Origin of the sequence: Paenibacillus agilis (genome assembly GCF_007786455.1) — a bacterium.
In the GTDB taxonomy this organism is placed as follows: domain Bacteria; phylum Bacillota; class Bacilli; order Paenibacillales; family Paenibacillaceae; genus Paenibacillus_B; species Paenibacillus_B agilis.
Genome location: NZ_VNJK01000005.1, coordinates 14016 through 31508, shown reverse-complemented (window position 1 = coordinate 31508; position 17493 = coordinate 14016). Strand labels below are relative to the sequence as shown.

Genomic DNA, 17493 nt, shown 5'->3' with positions numbered 1-17493 from the left:
ACAGCCTCCTTATTTAACGATCGATCCTGGAAGTTGAGCTTCAGGCGGTGGAACGATCCTAGCATTCTGCAGTGGCTGAGATGAAGCTGCAATGTTATCTGCTGCATCCGCAATAACTTCTTTCGTGTGCATTATCGTTTCATGATTAGCATCCTGAACTTGTTCAGCGATTGCTTGTGTTGCGCTTTTTACATTCGTAACAACGGTTTCAGCTCGTTCTCCCACCGATTTGACGATTGTAGCTGCCTTGTTGCCTAAGTCGCAAGCAGCGTCCTTTGTCATCTCGCCAACGGATTGGGCTTTGTATGATATATCTTGTCGCAGCTCACGACCAGACTTAGGTGCAAATAACAGGGCTGCAGCAGCACCTACAAGTCCGCCAATAAGAAGTCCTTTTGCAAAGTTATTCCCATTGTTTTGGTTGGTTGTGTTATATCCTGTATCATGGTTATAAGCGGGTGATTGATTCGTAAATTGATTTGTATTCATATTTCATCTCTCCTTAACGTTAAAATCGAATTTGTTGTTAAGGAGGATTTACACGGTAGCGGTGATTTTGAAACAATCCCATTTTTTAATCAGACGAAATAATTTGTTTGACCAGCTAACAATGCTTTTAGCGTCAGACTTGTTATTTGATTCGACGATACACGTAAATACATACGAAAAACCACAGCATACCGGCGAAGATGCCTGCTACAACATCTGTAATATAGTGGACTCCCAAATAAACACGGCTTAAGGCGATACAAATAATAAGGATACCTGCAATGAAGCCAATTCCCGTCGTTGTCACGTTAGAGCTAATGCCTCTATCTCTTAGCCATTGTACGAGTAAATAGGCAAGAACTCCGTAGAAGGCAGCTGCGACCATAGCATGTCCACTAGGAAAACTATAACCGTCTGCAATTACCCAATGCTCCCATTCAGGCCTTGTTCGGGCAAATATTTGCTTCATCGTCTCGTTTAGCAAATATCCACCGCCTAAGGCTAGCATGAGAGTGAAGGCAGCTTTGCGATTTTTCCAGACTAGGATGAAAAGAACTGCCATGACAACTGCTAGTGAAATAATAAAATAATCCGTTGCCATATGTGTAATGACTGTCACGATATTCGTTAATGTCGGTGTTGCCCATTGTCTTAACGTGTCCGTAACGGCAATATCGATAGGCAGGAGGACGTGTTTTAATACTCTTCTTGTTATCCATGCCAGCAAAAATAGCAGCAGTGGGATGGTAATAAGGCCCCACCACACACTTAACGTCAGTTTGGTTGCCTGCTGCGTTGATTTATTACTCATTACGTTTACATCCTTTCCGACTTCCATAACCGTAGTATGTATAATCTGCGAGAGCAAATTCGTTGTAATTTCGGTATAATGAGAAGTGATTATAACATAAATACGATTATAAAGATAAAGGGTGCCACATCATGTACAAACGATTAGTTGAAGAAACACGAGGTGGCTGGGTAGAGTGTGAGCATTGGGGTGCTATTTGTGCAGTTGATGCCTCCGGCTCGATTCTACATGCCATCGGTGATATGGATAGACCTACGTTTCTTAGATCAGCAGGCAAGCCGCTGCAGGCGATTCCTGTTGTGAAAAGCGGAGTTCTTGAGCATTATGGTTATGGAGACCGTGAGTTGGCTTTGATGATGTCTTCGCATCGTGGTGAAGATATGCATATGCAGACGATTGATGGCATGATGACAGCTAGTGGATTGGTTCAAGATACATTAGTTTGTCACCCTTCCTATCCGCTGCATGAATCCTCTCGTCATGACTGGATTCGCGAAGGTGGGAAACCCGAGCGGCGATTCCATAATTGTTCGGGCAAGCATTTTGGTGTGCTAGCTTGGTGCAAGCAGGAAGGCTATGAATTGGAGACGTACACACATCCTACTCATCCAGCCCAGATTCAGATTACCGAAGCGGTTCTCGAAATGGCTGGAGTATCGCCTGACGTTATAGGTGTGGGTACAGATGGCTGCGGCTTCCCCGTTTATGCCCTGCCTTTGCCAGCGATCGCTGCTGCTTATTTGAAACTAGGAAACCCTGCGTTGATTTCGGATGAAGAAACGAGACAAGCCGTTACGCGTATCAATCAAGCGATGACAAGCTACCCGCTGTTAGTTGGCGGTACAGGCCGTTTAGATTCCATATTAATGGAAGATGACAACATCGCTGCTAAAGGTGGATTTAAAGGTATATTTGGCTTCGCTTTGAAAGAAGAGCAGCTAGGTTTCGCTGTGAAAATTGCAGATGGTTCTGATGAAGAATGCGCCTATGTCATTGCCGAACTACTAAGGCAAATAGGCTACAAACACGCTGCAACGATCCAGCGTTTGGAAGAAGCGTTCCCAACTATCATTAAAAATGACCAAGGGTTGATTGTTGGAGAGCGGCATACCGTATTTAAGCTATAAGGTTTATGAGGTGGATAAAATGAATCGAGTACATTTAGAAGTAATCGCAACAACGCTGAGTGATGTGAAAGCAGCTCAAGCTGGCGGAGCAGATCGCATTGAGCTCATTACGGCTGGAGCTGAAGGGGGACTGACCCCTAGCTACGCGCTGATTGAACAAGCGGTTCAAGCTGCTCATATTCCAGTGCGCGTGATGATAAGGCCGCATGCTCGTTCATTCGTGTATGATAAGGATGATTGCATGACGATTGTGCGCGACATTCAAATGGCAAAGCAGGCCGGTGCGGAGGCGATTGTGTTCGGGGCACTTACTGCCGAAGGAAAAGTAGATGAGCATTTGCTTGCAGAGGTTCTTAAGCAGGCAGAAGGCATGTCGATCACCTTCCATCGTGCTATTGACGAAGTGAGCGATCTATTGGAAGTTCTGCAAGTATTGAAGCGCCATAGTTCGATTACTGATGTACTGACTTCGGGCGGCCAGTCGACTGCCCAAGAGGGTGCTGCGCAATTGCAGCAGCTTGTAAATGATGCGGGTCCTAACGGCTTGCGTATTGTAGCGGGAAGCGGTATTGGCTCAGACAATGTACAAACACTCATTCGTGAAACTGGAGTTCCATGGGTTCATGCTGGTTCTTCGGTTCGACATGGCGGCTTGATGGGGAACGGTGTGGATGCTGAGCGAGTGAAGCAGCTGCGATCGTTGCTGGATGAAGTGAACATGTGATAATAACATCTAAGGAGCTGTCCGAAAAGTAGATGATTCCGCTTGTTGGACAGCTCTTTTACTTAGTATGAAAGAAATCGTGCTGGACTGTATTAAGAACGACGCAGCTTGCCAAGCTCTTGGACAAGCGCTTCAATTTCACTAATACTGAAGTTTGGCTTGCTAATGACGATTTCATAAATGTCCTTAATATCCTCATATTGATCTACAGAGAAGGCTGAAGCTTGCATCGCAGCAGCTGTTGCCATTTTCAAACGGTCCTTAATTGCCTCAATCATCATTTCTATTTCTGCTTGTGTTCCTGCTTCTACACTCATTAGGATCCTCCTCATCGGTTTAACAACCGTCGTTGAACGTATTGTAACATGGTGAAAGACTTCGTGCACGACTTGGCAATGAAGCTTGTCATACAGTACAATAAGGCGTCACCAAGAGTATGCGTTTTATTCACAATGTTCTATTGTTCTATATAACAAATCGATGGATATAAATGAAGGGGGAGAGCTCATGGTTGATCATATGCAACAAGAACGCCTGCCTACAAATAAGCCTCAGAAATGCACATATGCTGGCTTAGTATCCTTCTTGCAGGGAATCGTTAGCCGGTATGAGGCTGATCGCCTCGTATTTGTCTGTATTGGTACGGATCGCTCTACAGGTGATGCGATAGGTCCTTTAGTAGGTACAAAACTTCAGGAGCTAGGATATACGCAAGTCATCGGTACGTTGGCTGATCCATGTGATGCGTCTAGCTTGGAACGTTATCTTGCTTCGATAGATGATGAAAAGATTGTGGTGGCGATAGATGCCTGCTTAGGTCATCCCTCTTCGGTAGGGCATTTCCTCGTAAACAATCAATCTCTACAGCCAGCGGAATCCGTAGGTACATCGCTGCCAGCAGTTGGTCATTACAGTATTGCGGCAGTTGTGAATCAGTATGGACCGAAGCCATATATTACGCTGCAAACGACTTCATTATTCCAAGTTATGCGCATGGTTGATCAAATTGTAGATGCGATTGCTGCGACTGTATTGACTGTAACGGAGCGTTCATAATTAGTGTTGTTATCCAATCATAAAATAGATACCACCACCATAAATTGAAATTGTGGGCCTAAAAAGAAAAGCCGGATGTGGGGCATCCGACTTCGTCTAGCACAAGCATGAGTTGGGAACTGCAATGCGTGGGTACACAATGGTCCGTTCTGTGCGGAGCGGACTACTTTTTGTTTCGATCAGATAAAACGATCATCAGTTGAACCATTCCAATCATGAACGTACAAGTGCCGAGAAACAGTTCGAACCCTTCCATTATCAACACCCCCTTACTTGTAAGGTATGCCGAGTCCAATAGGCGGAGGAGTAGGTTAGCGTTAGCTATGTTTCATCGGATATGCAATTAGTGTATATACTCAATAACTATGGAACATTTATGCATACTAGAATCAACAACTGTGTATCCATGAAATTTTTTTATGAATACACACAAAAATTGGATGTTTTTTCGTTTCGTGGCATACAATATAGAATGGAAAGAGGGAACAGGATGACGAAGATTGAAATCCAAAAGGAATTCCATTTACATATAGGGGATAGCGGTAAGGGAGAGGCTGTTATTTTGCTGCATGGTTTTTGTGGCAGTAACCAATACTGGTCAGACGTCGTTCCTCAGTTACAGCAGCAATATCGAGTTATTACGCCGGACTTGCGTGGTCATGGCAAGTCTGCCGCTCCGAAAGGGGCATACACCATTGAGCAGATGGCAGATGATATTATTGCGTTAGCGGACAGGCTGGAGTTGGACAAGTTCGTGCTGATTGGCCACTCTTTAGGTGGGTATGTCACTTTGTCCGTTGCACAGCGCTTTGCGCATCGTCTTCATGGCTTTGGTTTGATCCATTCTACAGGTTATGCGGATTCGGAACAGGCTAAAGAAAATCGTCTAAAAGCCGTCGAGCGTATTCAGTCACAAGGGATTGTGCAGTTCGTCGATGAGCTAGTCCCAAAACTGTTTAATCCAGATAAGCTTGAGGAGCATAAAGCATCTGTCCATAGAGCATTAGAAATTGGCTACCATACACCTCCACAAGGAGCGATAGGAGCAGCTTTGGCGATGCGAGAGCGAGAAGATCGTACAGCAGTTATGACTGCGACGAAGCTGCCGCTTCTGCTCGTAGCGGGTGATAAAGACCAAGTCGTGCCGGCAGAACGGTTATTTACAACAGAAGGTCCTCATGTTAGTCAAATCTTGTTATCCGAAGTCGGGCATATGGGTATGATGGAGAAGCCGGAGGAAATGGCGCAAGTAATCGGCCGGTTCATGGAAAGCTGCCCTCAACATTGATTAGCGAATAGGACGATTGGAACTTATTTAACGGAGTAATCCACTTATAGCTTTATCAGGCGATCCTTAATTGTAAGGGTCGCCTTTTTGACTGCTGGAATCACTTTGGATATTCCATACATAAAACCTCATAAGAAGCTTGCACGAAAAGTGGTTATGCGGATGGCTTTCGTGTATGCTTAACATATTCATCCTTCCTATCAAGTTTTAACGTTGAAGTGAATGGATGTCTCTGTAACGTTGATAAATGAAATATTCCAATGGAGCGGCGGCAAGTCGCCGTGAATGAATGACCATTTCAATAAAGTTTACTCGTAAAGGAAAGTTGGGAGTTATTAAGGTGGAACGTTTACGCGAATTAATAAATGAATGTATACAATCTGGCAGCTTGCATTCTGCTGTATTTAGTCAAGTTAGGCAGCAGCCTGAACCTGGATGTACGAAGGTTGCAGCTAAGCCGGTTAAGTTGAGAGAAGGCGTAGTCCTGCAATTGACTTATCATTATGCCAACAAGGTAGCTCATGAAAATATTTTGATGTCGGAGGCTGTGGAGAAACTGATGCAGCTGCTTACCGATCATTTTCAGCAAGCCTTGATTCGCACTACAGATGGGGAGCATCATATACTCATTAGCAAGAAGTACAAAGTTAATATTAAATCTAAGACAGATAAAAAGTCCAAGCAGGTCGACTTATCTCATAATCGCAAAAAGCAGTACATTATCGAAGATGGAGTTCCAGCCGCATTTTTAGTTGAGCTTGGCATTATGAGTGCTTCGGGTAATGTTCTAGGTGCCAAGTACGATAAGTTCAGACAAATTAACCGCTTTATTGAGATGGTGGAAGATGTGCTGGACCATCTGCCTGCCGATAGGCCGATTCGTATTATTGACTTTGGATGTGGCAAATCATATCTAACCTTTGCGTTGTATCATTATTTGCATGTATTGCGAGGACGTGAAGTTCATATTACGGGTCTTGATCTAAAGGAAGATGTTATCGCACACTGTGAACAGCTTGCCCGTACGCTTCAGTATGATGGACTGCATTTTGCTCTTGGAGATATTGCTCAGTATCAGTGGGCCGGCAATGTAGATATGGTTGTTACTTTGCATGCTTGCGATACGGCGACAGATATGGCTTTAGAGAAGGCAGTGCGTTGGGGAGCAAACGTTATTTTGTCAGTGCCATGCTGTCAGCATGAGCTTTATCAACAAGTAGATGCTCCTCAATTAGAGCCATTGCTGCGTCATGGCATACTTAAAGAGCGTTTTTCTGCATTAGCTACAGATGCTGCACGTGCTAAATTGCTGGATGTGGTAGGGTATAGCACGCAGCTGCTTGAATTTATCGATCTAGAACATACGCCGAAAAATTTGCTAATTCGTGCAGTTGCGGCAAAGCGCAAGCAGGATGAAGTAGCCGACATTTGGGCTGAATATCAATCGTATCGTCAGTTTCTGCACATCCGTCCCTATTTAGAGCGCGCGCTGCAGTCGGAATGGGACCGCCTTGGATTAAGTGAAGGCAGCAGCTAAAGAAGATATCCAATTCGTTTGATGTGAATGTTAGATTTGGTTGCCCCTAACGTAGGTATGGAATGACGGTTGCTGTTGTTAAGCAATCATTACGTTAAGGGCAACTTCTTATTAGCGATCCCTTTATCATACTAGAAGAGATCAGGTTGTTTCGATTGTGATGGTTCGTAAACCATGCAGTAGAACGAGGCTACTCCAGTAGGAGTAGGGCGTTCATATTCATCGGTAATTTGAAATCCTGCTCGCAAGTAAACATGAATGGCACGTTTATTCCATGTTAACACTTCTAAATCAATTTCATTTTCGGGAGCGCGGAGCAATGCTTCCATTACAATTGCTTTCACAAAATCTACTCCATACCCGTTTCCACACCATTGGGGCCGCATGCCGAGCCCAATACGGGTAACGTTCACAAGTGGGAAAAATTGAGCGAACCCTGCGAGCTCTTTACCGAAGCGAACAGATGTATATTGAGACGTCCGCAGGTCAGGATCGCCGAATTCGATGCCCTGTAGTTTCATTTCTGACCATGGTAAAAAGCGATAGATATCAAATGGCGGTTCATATTGCCATGAACAGATGTCGTCAGCATTTTTCTCAGTCATTGGTTCTACCGTAAAATGATGTTCCATACAGCGTACCTCCTTTGCAGCCCTCATTATAATGAATATACGAAACAGTAGTATCAAGAAAAAGTAAGCACGATATCTTCTAAATCTTTACTCTAGATAGTTTGTTGACGATAACATACTTATAACAAATTATCTATTTGTATAAATAGGATGAAACGACTAGAAAGGGAGCTGAACAACGTTCATGTTTGAAGCATCAGCACAAGAGTCATCGCCATCTATTCAGCAACCGTTGAGGGTTCTCCTACATAGCCGTACGGTTATAGAGGGGGAAAGCACCGTTGCTACAGGTGTGCTATCTTATATCGAAGGGGATCTAATGGAAGTTGAGCTTCCTGAATATGAACAGTTCGAACTGGGAGAGCAGGTTAAAATCACGATGTACTCGCCGGTGGGCATGTTTACGTTTATTACAAAAATAATAGCAAGACATTTAGGTTCGCTTTTATTTGTTAATCCGCCACAGCATCAGAAAAAATTTGCGGACAAGCGGGAGCATCCTCGGGTTGAAGCCAGGAACAGCGGAATCGCCAGCATTTTTAAAATCACCGATGAGAATGGGCCAGACCAATTGTCACAAATGACAATCAATCTACTGGATATTAGTATGAACGGATTGGGTTTTCTTGTCGCGCCTCATTGTGAGTGGAAGATCGGTCATAAGCTGAATGTCGAGCTGGATTTAGGTTTTAAGCTCCAGGGGGAAGTTTATATTATTCGCCAAGAACAAAAAGAATCAACGTTGATGTGCGGCGGAACGTTGGAACTCATGGATAATTTGTCGTCAAGAGCGCTGCGAGCTTTTATCCTACGCAGGCAAGTTGAAGTTTACGTACAATCTAAAAAACCAACATTAAGCTAATAGGGTATTCAGTATTAAAGTTGTTGATAAAGATATGATTAGTGCAATACATAATGGGAGACGATTGTAATAGACGGGCTTTAGGTAGTTAAAACATATGCATAGTTCGAAGGACAATATGGATGTTATTGTGTGGAAGAAACTATATCACTATAAATGATGCTGAAGGCCTTTCCGGATAGGGGGGTCTTCTTTGTTGGATTGTACACAGGGTAATTTTAAATAGGAATAGTACTGTACATGGTGAGGAAGGAGGTGGTTGTATGTGGAGTGCTTATCAAAAGGTACGACAAATGAAAGCGGCATTTTGGAACTTCCGGGATAATTCTATTCTGCATTATGTACTTATGTTGTGTACTTATTGGCTGCTGCTTGGTGGGATGCTGAACTATGGATGGTTTTATGATCGGGATTATATGCGAGCGGCATTTGTTATTATGCCTATTGCTTTATGGCTCGTATGTAGGGCCCTAATGAATAGAGGACATCTCGAAAAGAAGAATAGAGTTGCCATCCGAGCTGCTATCCGCATACCGTGGCCGCTGTTATTTCCTTTCGTAGCTGCGTTATTTTATGCCATTGGACTGCTAGGCAATCCTGTAAGTGTGCAAGGAACATGGATGCAGATCATACGCTGGATCGGAGCGGGTGCTTGGGTTATCGTACTCGTATATCTTAGCTCATATACAAGTAGTACTGAGTCGAGAGTAGCAAATTATAACGGGATGTTTTGGCGTGAGAAGCCACAATGGCTTCATAGGCTAGTGACAGCTTCCGGCCTAGTTTTATCTGGAGGATCATTGTTTCAATTGTATGGATGGATCAAGCTTGATGGGGCTGTCTATTTTAGTTCGAATGCAGAAATATCTGCACTTGGTTTTCGGCTAGGAGGGTGGTTGCAATACCCGAATACACTTGGTGTGATCGCCGGGGCATTTGCAGCCTATCATCTATTGGACACTTATCGGCGCTTACAGTGGGTACAACCATTATCGCAGATACAATCACCGCAGGAGCCGCAACAGCAGGGCGCAAAGCATGTTTATAGAAGGTTGCTGCACAGCAAATTGTTCAAGGCTGTGATAGCAAGCGGGCTTATTTTACTTCATCTTACGGTGTTGGGCTTAACAGAGTCTAGAGGAGCTTGGTTGGTTACTGTTTTTGTTCTTCTCGCTGTTTGGCTGATGTCACCAAGGAAAGAGAAGCTAGGCTTGCTTCTATTCATGTTATGGCTGGCAAGTTGGGCACTGCTGGCTGTGCTTGCAACTGCATCGCTATGGCTGTCTGATGCTTTACGCTTTGCTGCATGGATACCTTTAGTCGGCTGCCTGCTATGCAATTCTCTACTGCTGCTGATTGTCTCTTATGTTCAACAACGTGTGAAGAAGGAACGGATGTTGCTCGTTATTGGGTCAAGCATTGTTATCCTAGTGGTAACATGGTTAGCTTGGGCAGTTGCGCCAGAGCAGGCGTCTAATCGTTTAACTGGCGGGCATTACGAAACAGCCTCTGCACGGGTACTCATTTATCAAGATGCATGGCGGTTGTGGCAGGAGCAGCCGTGGACTGGGAGCGGCGGAGATGCATGGCGACAGCAGTTTGCTAGCATTCAGCATGAGCCATATGTAGGCAAGGAAGCACATAGCGTATTTGTTGATAGTCTATTAGATATCGGACTGGCAGGCACTTTCGTTGTGGGAGGCATGATCGCTTTCGCCGTGATTGGTGCTTGGAGACGACATCAAGGAGCGGCCGCAGCTGTACTCATCGTTATTTTGCACAGCTTAATCGACTTTGATATGGCATACGGCTTAGTCATATGGATCAGCTTAGCCTGGCTTGTCATTGCTTGGCTATCTCCAAGAGCTAATCAAGTGATGACTGATAAGAGATATGCTGCTGAGGCTCAGTCGCGTGAAGGTTCTATAGATACAGGCCGCAATAGCGGCAATATACCTCCTTCAGAGGGGCAGCTTGTTCTTCTATTCAAGTATAGGATTTCCTTGAATCAGCGCTCGATAGCGGTGCTCCTTGCCATCGTGTTGGGCACCGGAATCGTCATGAATTTGCTTCAGGTGGCTGGTCATATGATATACAACGTTGGGCGCCATGTTGATAATCCATCCTATCTGCGTCTCGCTGTAAGCGTATCGCCAGCCAGTACGGGAATGCGGCTAGCGGTAGCGGAGCAGCTGCCGCCTGATGAGTCGCTTGCCCTGCTGCGCGAGGGCTTGCGCTATGAACGACGCGGCAAAGCGCTCTATCGTGCGCTAGCACTCGCGTCCGAACGCAGCGGACGCGAAGAAGATGCCGCCGCCTGGTGGAAGGCGGCTGTACAAGCAGACCGCTTCGATAAGGCATTGCAGACCGAAGCGGTCGAACGTCTCGCCGCCATGAGCCATAAGGCGGCGGAGCAAGGGCACGTCGCCGAGGCGCGTAAGCTTGCCTTGGCGACGCAAGATTGCTTCAGCCAATTTAGGGCTGAAGTGCGCCGCATTGAGGCGCTTGTTGACCCGGCGAACGATAAGCAATTCGCCATGACGCCAGAGGCGCTTCGTGCATCAGCTTCCGTTGATAGATTGACGTGGCCTTGATCAACAGGATGAACGTGCCGGTAATATTACCGTACCGGCATGCGTTAACCATACCATAGGGTACATTTCCCCAATTTATGCTGGCCTCTTGCTTATTAGGTGTAACGTCCATACAGGGCGAGACTCACAAGCATACGGTATACAAATCGCCATAAGGGGGAATCCATGGTATGAGCAAGCAGCCTACCAGGCATGTCGCTAAGCCAGTCGTCAAACAATCTGTAAAGCAAACGGTTAGATCGACGGCGAAGCAACCGCCATTAAAAGAATTGAAACCTACTAACAAAACGGTAAATCCGACTACTAAAAAGACAACCAAATCAACGAACAAAACAAGTACGGTATTTCAAGGGCCATATTTAAACCGCTTTACGGTGGTTTGGGTCCAGCGCAACGGTATTCCTTTCAACACAAGGGGCTTTACTGCACGCGCATTCGCTAACGGCGTGCTGATTGCTACTGCGCCATTTGATAATTTTGGTGTAGTCCAGTTTAGAAATATAGGAACACCAACCAATGTGCCTTTAGTGGTACGTACATTTAATGCTAACGGTGTTCAGTTCCGCAGAAGTAGAGTGATACCACCTGGAAATGAAGCATTTGTATTTATTGGGTAGCGTTTAACGTAGGTAAAAGAATAACTTCTCTGTTTCCCCCTGTAGTCAACATCCATATGAGATGCACGAAAAGGCTCATGCTATACGGCATGAGCCTTTTTACGGAGCAAGGAGTACATTGTTATCTGTCTTACTTGCTGCTCGTTTTAACCTCCGAAGGTGTGTCGAAAGTTTTGTTTCAGCTTTTCAATATCTACATTCCACAGCTCAGCGAGCTCTGGAGCAACCTGTTCATCCCACCAGTCACAGAGCTTTTTACGATTTTGACCATGTTCATGAACAAACAACAGATTAGCAACAACCTTCTTTACATACAGCTGCTCACCTTGTTCAATAAGCGGCGCTGGAATATACACATTCATCCGTTTCACCGTTCGGTACAATTCTGTAGCACAGGCACGGCGTATTTTTCGCATCGAAGGAAGAGGAGTAGTATGACGTTCTTTCGGCTTCACAGCAGGCAAGCTCCTTTCATACGTCAAGATGCTAACAACATATGCGGAAAAAGGCGTCCTGCTACCGTTGGAATTTTGCCTAATGAAAGCTGCAACAACGCTATGCTTATGTAATAATGCAAATCAGCATTTGCATTTGCTTATTTACATCATGGAGGACATCACATTTCTTTTTAATCCACAACGATATAGCCTATCATAGGTCCTTCATGTGCGGCATCTGCATGATTGGCACAAATGATTCGATAGATGCCTTCCTTAGCAACGAAAGTGACGACCGTTTCTTTATTTTTGTAAATCGTACCTTTGATGTCCATTCCCTCAATAAAAAAGTCATGCTGTTTGCCATTTACGCCGCGAATTCGCAATTCAACGAGCTCTCCGTCGTTCGCAGGTACTGTACCTGGATCGAAGCGATACACCTCTAGCTCTTTACCGTCTTCGCTTTTCCCTTTTACCTCACTCGTAATCATGTGGATGACACGTTTTTCTGTAGGTTGGGACTGAGCTGTGTTTTCTTGCATACGATTCGTTTCATAGCGCCAAAATGCGGTCACACACATAATAGCAGCAACAGAAATCAATCCAATCCGCCAATGTTTCTTTGTTACGATCCACCAAGTTGCCATACGACTCCTCCTTATTGCTTGTCTATTGCATTGTATGCGGACAGGCAGACTGCGATGACAAGCAGTAGCAGACATGTCCTTGGGTATGCTAGAATAAAATGGGTTTATACCTCTCTGAGTTGGTTTGAGAAGCTCGCTTTTTAAACGCTCGATTATATAGGGGAGAAACCGAGGCGAATGTTAACCGTGTTACATGATCTTGTATCGACCGTACTTGAATGGATTCAAAGTTTAGGCGGATTTGGGATTATGATTGGTCTGATGATGGAAATGATCCCAAGTGAACTTGTACTGGCTTATGGCGGGTATTTGATTCAACAGGGGCATATTTCATACTTCTCCGCCCTGTTTTTTGGAGTTGTGGGCGGCGTTGCAGCTCAGTTTATCATCTATGCAATAGCACGGTATGGAGGGCGACCTTTTTTGGCTCGTTACGGAAAATACTTGCTTATCCGTCAGCACCATATCGACATGTCTGAAGAGTGGTTCAATAAGTACGGTACAGGAGTTATTTTCACGGCAAGGTTTGTTCCGATCGTTCGTCACGCGATTTCAATTCCCGCAGGAATTAGCCGTATGCCGGTATGGAAGTTTGTCATGTTGACGACACTGGCAGCGATACCCTGGACGATTGGGTTCTTGTATCTAGGATACGTATTAGGTGATCGTTGGCAGCATATCGATGAGGCGGCGGCACCATATATTCAGTCTTTTATTTTAGTAGCTCTAGCAGTGCTTATTATTTATTTTGTTATCAAATACACAATATCTAAGAAGAAAGAGGGTAAACCGATATGAGCAAATCCGTAGCAGCAGTTCTAGATCAAGGAATTACGCCACAAGCTTTTATTGATGGGATGGAGAAAAATAAAGATACATTTCTTGGCTGGTACGAAGGTTTCGAATGGAGCAATGAAGAAGACAAATCCTTCTTCGAGTCACTTCAATTCCGTGATGATCTTCGTTGTCTAATCTTGATGGCAGATTGGTGTGGGGATGTTATCCGCAACGTACCAGTTGTTTTCCGTGCGACAGAAGCAGCAGGTATTCCTACAGAAGTACTTATCGTAGAGAAGTTCCCTGAAGTGATGGATCAATATTTAACGATGGGTGGCCGTGCGGTACCAATTGTTATTATTGCAGACACTGGTGGACATGTACTTGGTCAATGGGGTCCTCGCCCTAGCGATGTACAAGCACATATGATTGCCTTCAAGCAGGCGAATCCAGATCGCGAAGCAGCAGACTATCAAGATAACTTGAAAATTGCTCGTCAAAAGATAATAGAACAGTATGGTGAAGGTACAGAATATCAAACGCGAGTTCTTAAAGAATTGCGCGAGCTGCTCTCATCCTTTTAAAATAGAACAATGGCTCTAGTTTGATTAGATGAGAGTCTTGAAACCTTATAAAGGCGGTGTTTAACAACTATGCTGCGCATCATTGGAATTCCACTTGGACCTTTCGAGACGAATGCATACATTCTTCATCAGCAAGATACGAACGAGGCGGTCGTAATCGATCCAGGCATGAATCCTGAACCGTTGTTCCAAGCACTTGGAGACATGCAGGTTAAAGCAGTATTGCTTACCCATGCTCACTTGGATCACATCGGTGGTTTGGGCCTTATTCGCGAGCGCTACGGTTGTCCTGTTTATATTCATGAACAGGAACAGGAATGGCTAACGAATCCCGAGCTTAACGGTTCACTTCGTTGGCCGCAAATAACCGGGCCGATGAGCTTTGCTCCTGCTGAACATTTGCTTCAGGACGGGGACGAGCTTGAATTGATCGGATTGAAGCTTAGCGTACTTCATACGCCAGGTCATTCTCCTGGCAGTGTCAGCTTTGTATTTGATAAACAATGCATTGCAGGTGATGCATTGTTCCGCATGTCGATTGGCCGCACTGATCTTACAGGTGGCGATCATGCTGTTCTGATCAATTCGATTCGTACGAAGCTGTTCACGCTAGGTGATGATGTCAACGTCTACCCTGGTCACGGTCCGGCAACAACGATCGGTTTTGAGAAAGAACACAATCCATTTCTGTAGCTTGAGTACGCGACAGACTACAGTTAGCTGAAATAGGAAACGAACATAGTCGACATTGATTTTTTATCATCATCAAAAAAGCACGCATGCCGTAAGGGATCTCCCTTTATGGCTTACGTGCTTTTTGACGTTTAGCTTATCCCTAATTTCGTAACATGTATATGTTTCTAGTCGTAAGCACAATCTGGAATATAATTTCGTCGTATTCGACATTGGACTACGCAACATCTTTCCGCTGGAAATAGAGCAGTCCAGTGACGAAAAATACAAGGAAGCTTCCGCCAATAACGAGCAATAACGTCTCTAGTGAAATATTTAAACCTAACGTATTCATGGAACTATCACTCATCGGCAGCATGGCAAGAGCAGGCTGTGCCCAAGGATAATAAGGGCCGTAATCTGCTGACTGTACAATAAGCATGTTCGGCAGCGTGAAAATAACAGTAATCGTTAAGGCTGCTGCAAAGCTTGCCCACATCGTGGAGACGAACAATTGCAAGGCAGCAAGCGGCAATGTAGCAATCCATCCGCTAATAACGAAGGTGATAATCTCCGTGGCAGGCATCGGACTTTCAAATCCTTTGAACATCCCTGCTGCAACTACCGCTAAGAAGAACAAAAGCTGCATCGTAAAAGTCATGAAGCAAATAATTAGAAATTTTCCTACGTATAGATGGGTTCGAGAGATAGGTAGAGCTAGCGTTTGCTTCCAACCGCCGTTGGCATGCTCATAGCGGCACATCAGTGCGCCAATGATTCCTGTCATAAGCGGGAGGAATAGTATAGCGTGAGATAGCGCCATCATACTGTACATCTCAAGCCATGGCACGTCACTGCGGGTATTATACATAACGCCGACTGAGAGCGAGAGCAGTGGACTGATTAGCAGCAAGCTGCTTAGTTTTGAATGGCGTAATTTAACTGCTTCTGAACGTAGTATTTTGAAGATGCCCTTCATTTAACTCACGTCCTTCCGTGTAAAGTGAATAATACTGAATAGGAGAACGAGCAGCCCTGTGCTTACTCCTAATGCGATTGATAGTTCTGTTGAAATTGAATCTTTCATCAGCAGCGGCCATTTCAATGGCATCCAGTCAGGCATGCCTGCAGCAGACAAGCTCATAATGCTCAGTACGATTCCGATCGAGAGAGGAATCGTCTGGTTGGCTGTACTAATGGATAGCCATAGCTGAAGTGCTAAGATTGGACCTGCTGTCAGCCAAGGATAGAAACTGCGAGCAAGGAGGCTATCCCATGGAATATTCCCACCGAAGCCGAGCAAGTAACCGAGCAGGAGCATACCCGTCATTAATAGGATACAAGCTAGCAGCATTAGTGTCTGGCAAACAAGCCATTTGGACATATATACAGTCCGGCGTCGAATAGGCAGTGCTAGCGTTTGCTTCCATGATCCATGCTGATGTTCCATACCTGCAAGCATAGAAGCGACGAGCGTAATTCCTAATAACAGCGCAGGAACGGATAAGAAATGGACATCCTTTAACAACGTTTCCCACAGCATTCCTGCATATCGATCCGTCAAATAATCATAGCGAAGTCCCCAGTTGACTGCTTGCAATCCGATAACGCCTGCTGGTCCGAAGATTACCAGTGCAACAATCCATGTATGCCGCAGCTTAAGCCAGTCCGAGGCAAATGCCCGTGTGAGCATTAGAAGCCCCCCTCTCTCGTCATCGCAAGGAAGATATCCTCTAGCGACTCGCGCTTCTCTGTAATGCGATAAATATCATGTCCGTCATGGACAAGTAGATGGACAGCGGAAGCAATTTTCGTATCTGGCACATAGGAACAGTGCAGCAAGCCTTCAGACTCCAGATTAGTGCGAATCCCTGCTGCATTTAGAGTTGCAGCTGCGCGTTCTGGCTCGGATACAGAGAGCATGATATGCTGCTTAGCTTGCTGTACTAATGTCTCAATGGAATCTTGGAACAGCATGCGTCCGTGTTGGATGATACCAACATTCGTAGCCATTTGCTCCACTTCACTCAACAAGTGGCTTGAAACGAGCACTGTAATGCCATATTGCTGTGGCAAGCTTTTAATAAGCTCACGGATTTCCAATATTCCTGAAGGGTCCAAGCCGTTCGTTGGTTCATCCAGTACGAGCAGCTCAGGAGAACCAAGTAGAGCGGCAGCGATACCAAGGCGCTGCTTCATTCCTAGCGAGTAGCCTTTTACAGGGCGCTTTGCATCGGCAGTAAGCTGCACAATGGAAAGTACTTCATCAATTCGTGACTTTGGCACGTCGATAATACGGCGTATCGTTTCCAAGTTCTCAATCGCGTTCAAGTGACCGTAGTAAGACGGATATTCAACGAGTGAACCTATTTTACGAAGAATGGACAGCTTGTCTTTCTTTAGATTTTTGCCGAAAATATGTACTTCTCCGTCTGTTGGTTGAATTAGGCCGAGCAGCATACGAATCGTCGTTGTTTTACCTGCACCATTAGACCCTAAGAAACCGTAGATTTGACCTTTTTGAATTTGTAAGTTTACTTGATCAACGGCAATTTTGCCTTTGTATGTTTTCGTTAATTGCTTCGTCTGAACGATAAAGTCGCTCATGTTCATCACCTCACAACCTACTTTATAGGCTG

Annotated in this window: 20 protein-coding genes; 11 read left to right on the top strand and 9 right to left on the bottom strand. The window is 45.0% G+C overall.

Annotation, left to right across the window (positions count from 1 at the left end; translation table 11 throughout):
• Window positions 1–9 precede the first annotated feature (9 nt).
• Both FPZ44_RS22775 and FPZ44_RS22770 read right to left on the bottom strand, forming a co-directional pair.
• Window positions 10–489: a YtxH domain-containing protein gene (locus tag FPZ44_RS22775; RefSeq protein WP_144994309.1), complete on the bottom strand. Its 480-nt coding sequence runs from the start codon at window positions 487–489 to the stop codon at window positions 10–12.
• A 142-nt stretch (window positions 490–631) separates the two neighbouring features.
• The gene (locus tag FPZ44_RS22770; protein ID WP_186786203.1) at window positions 632–1300 is read right to left on the bottom strand and encodes a phosphatase PAP2 family protein; all 669 of its coding nucleotides are present in this window, start codon (window positions 1298–1300) and stop codon (window positions 632–634) included.
• Window positions 1301–1431: 131 nt separating this feature from the next.
• Between FPZ44_RS22770 and FPZ44_RS22765 the strand changes: the two genes are divergently transcribed.
• Window positions 1432–2427, top strand: a complete 996-nt coding sequence (locus FPZ44_RS22765) for an asparaginase (protein WP_186786202.1) — start codon at window positions 1432–1434, stop codon at window positions 2425–2427.
• Window positions 2428–2446: 19 nt separating this feature from the next.
• Window positions 2447–3151, top strand: a complete 705-nt coding sequence (locus FPZ44_RS22760; protein WP_144994303.1) for a copper homeostasis protein CutC — start codon at window positions 2447–2449, stop codon at window positions 3149–3151.
• 92 nt (window positions 3152–3243) lie between these two features.
• Here the strand turns inward: FPZ44_RS22760 and FPZ44_RS22755 are convergent, their stop codons facing one another.
• Window positions 3244–3468 carry a DUF1128 family protein gene (locus tag FPZ44_RS22755; RefSeq protein ID WP_144994301.1) on the bottom strand — a complete coding sequence of 75 codons (225 nt, stop codon included), beginning with the start codon at window positions 3466–3468 and terminating at the stop codon, window positions 3244–3246.
• A 190-nt stretch (window positions 3469–3658) separates the two neighbouring features.
• On the opposite strand from FPZ44_RS22755, the gene yyaC reads away from it, so the two are divergent.
• From yyaC to FPZ44_RS22740, 3 genes are all read left to right on the top strand, one after another.
• Window positions 3659–4207, top strand: coding sequence for a spore protease YyaC (gene yyaC, locus FPZ44_RS22750; RefSeq protein WP_144994299.1), 549 nt, complete (start codon window positions 3659–3661; stop codon window positions 4205–4207).
• Between the two features lie 490 nt (window positions 4208–4697).
• Window positions 4698–5495 (top strand): alpha/beta fold hydrolase, encoded by a 798-nt coding sequence (locus tag FPZ44_RS22745; protein ID WP_144994297.1) that lies wholly within the window; start codon window positions 4698–4700, stop codon window positions 5493–5495.
• Window positions 5496–5835: 340 nt separating this feature from the next.
• Window positions 5836–7032 carry a class I SAM-dependent methyltransferase gene (locus FPZ44_RS22740; RefSeq protein ID WP_261378504.1) on the top strand — a complete coding sequence of 399 codons (1197 nt, stop codon included), beginning with the start codon at window positions 5836–5838 and terminating at the stop codon, window positions 7030–7032.
• A gap of 131 nt (window positions 7033–7163) precedes the next feature.
• On the opposite strand, the gene FPZ44_RS22735 is transcribed toward FPZ44_RS22740, so the two are convergent.
• Window positions 7164–7664, bottom strand: coding sequence for a GNAT family N-acetyltransferase (locus tag FPZ44_RS22735; protein ID WP_144994293.1), 501 nt, complete (start codon window positions 7662–7664; stop codon window positions 7164–7166).
• Between the two features lie 184 nt (window positions 7665–7848).
• Between FPZ44_RS22735 and FPZ44_RS22730 the strand changes: the two genes are divergently transcribed.
• From FPZ44_RS22730 to FPZ44_RS22720, 3 genes are all read left to right on the top strand, one after another.
• Window positions 7849–8526 (top strand): PilZ domain-containing protein, encoded by a 678-nt coding sequence (locus FPZ44_RS22730; RefSeq protein ID WP_144994291.1) that lies wholly within the window; start codon window positions 7849–7851, stop codon window positions 8524–8526.
• A gap of 263 nt (window positions 8527–8789) precedes the next feature.
• The gene (locus tag FPZ44_RS22725; protein WP_144994289.1) at window positions 8790–11120 is read left to right on the top strand and encodes an O-antigen ligase family protein; all 2331 of its coding nucleotides are present in this window, start codon (window positions 8790–8792) and stop codon (window positions 11118–11120) included.
• Window positions 11121–11290: 170 nt separating this feature from the next.
• A complete protein-coding gene (locus FPZ44_RS22720; RefSeq protein WP_144994287.1) occupies window positions 11291–11737 on the top strand; it encodes a hypothetical protein in 447 nt (148 codons plus the stop codon).
• Between the two features lie 146 nt (window positions 11738–11883).
• Here the strand turns inward: FPZ44_RS22720 and FPZ44_RS22715 are convergent, their stop codons facing one another.
• Complete coding sequence (locus tag FPZ44_RS22715; RefSeq protein WP_418789204.1) at window positions 11884–12192, bottom strand: dehydrogenase; 309 nt, start codon at window positions 12190–12192, stop codon at window positions 11884–11886.
• Between the two features lie 173 nt (window positions 12193–12365).
• Window positions 12366–12821 (bottom strand): transcriptional regulator, encoded by a 456-nt coding sequence (locus tag FPZ44_RS22710; RefSeq protein WP_144994285.1) that lies wholly within the window; start codon window positions 12819–12821, stop codon window positions 12366–12368.
• Between the two features lie 177 nt (window positions 12822–12998).
• On the opposite strand from FPZ44_RS22710, the gene uptA reads away from it, so the two are divergent.
• From uptA to FPZ44_RS22695, 3 genes are all read left to right on the top strand, one after another.
• Window positions 12999–13619 carry an undecaprenyl phosphate transporter UptA gene (gene uptA, locus FPZ44_RS22705; protein WP_144994283.1) on the top strand — a complete coding sequence of 207 codons (621 nt, stop codon included), beginning with the start codon at window positions 12999–13001 and terminating at the stop codon, window positions 13617–13619.
• Window positions 13616–14182 (top strand): thioredoxin family protein, encoded by a 567-nt coding sequence (locus FPZ44_RS22700; protein ID WP_144994281.1) that lies wholly within the window; start codon window positions 13616–13618, stop codon window positions 14180–14182. The genes uptA and FPZ44_RS22700 overlap by 4 nt, the downstream gene beginning before the upstream one ends.
• Window positions 14183–14251: 69 nt before the next feature.
• Entirely contained in the window at window positions 14252–14875 is a 624-nt protein-coding gene (locus FPZ44_RS22695; RefSeq protein WP_144994279.1) for an MBL fold metallo-hydrolase, read from the top strand.
• Between the two features lie 217 nt (window positions 14876–15092).
• Here the strand turns inward: FPZ44_RS22695 and FPZ44_RS22690 are convergent, their stop codons facing one another.
• From FPZ44_RS22690 to FPZ44_RS22680, 3 genes are read right to left on the bottom strand one after another with little or no spacing between them, the layout of a single operon-like run.
• Window positions 15093–15833 (bottom strand): ABC transporter permease, encoded by a 741-nt coding sequence (locus tag FPZ44_RS22690; protein ID WP_144994277.1) that lies wholly within the window; start codon window positions 15831–15833, stop codon window positions 15093–15095.
• Complete coding sequence (locus FPZ44_RS22685) at window positions 15834–16547, bottom strand: ABC transporter permease (protein ID WP_144994275.1); 714 nt, start codon at window positions 16545–16547, stop codon at window positions 15834–15836.
• Complete coding sequence (locus FPZ44_RS22680) at window positions 16547–17461, bottom strand: ABC transporter ATP-binding protein (RefSeq protein ID WP_144994273.1); 915 nt, start codon at window positions 17459–17461, stop codon at window positions 16547–16549. The genes FPZ44_RS22685 and FPZ44_RS22680 overlap by 1 nt, the downstream gene beginning before the upstream one ends.
• Window positions 17462–17493: the final 32 nt, after the last annotated feature.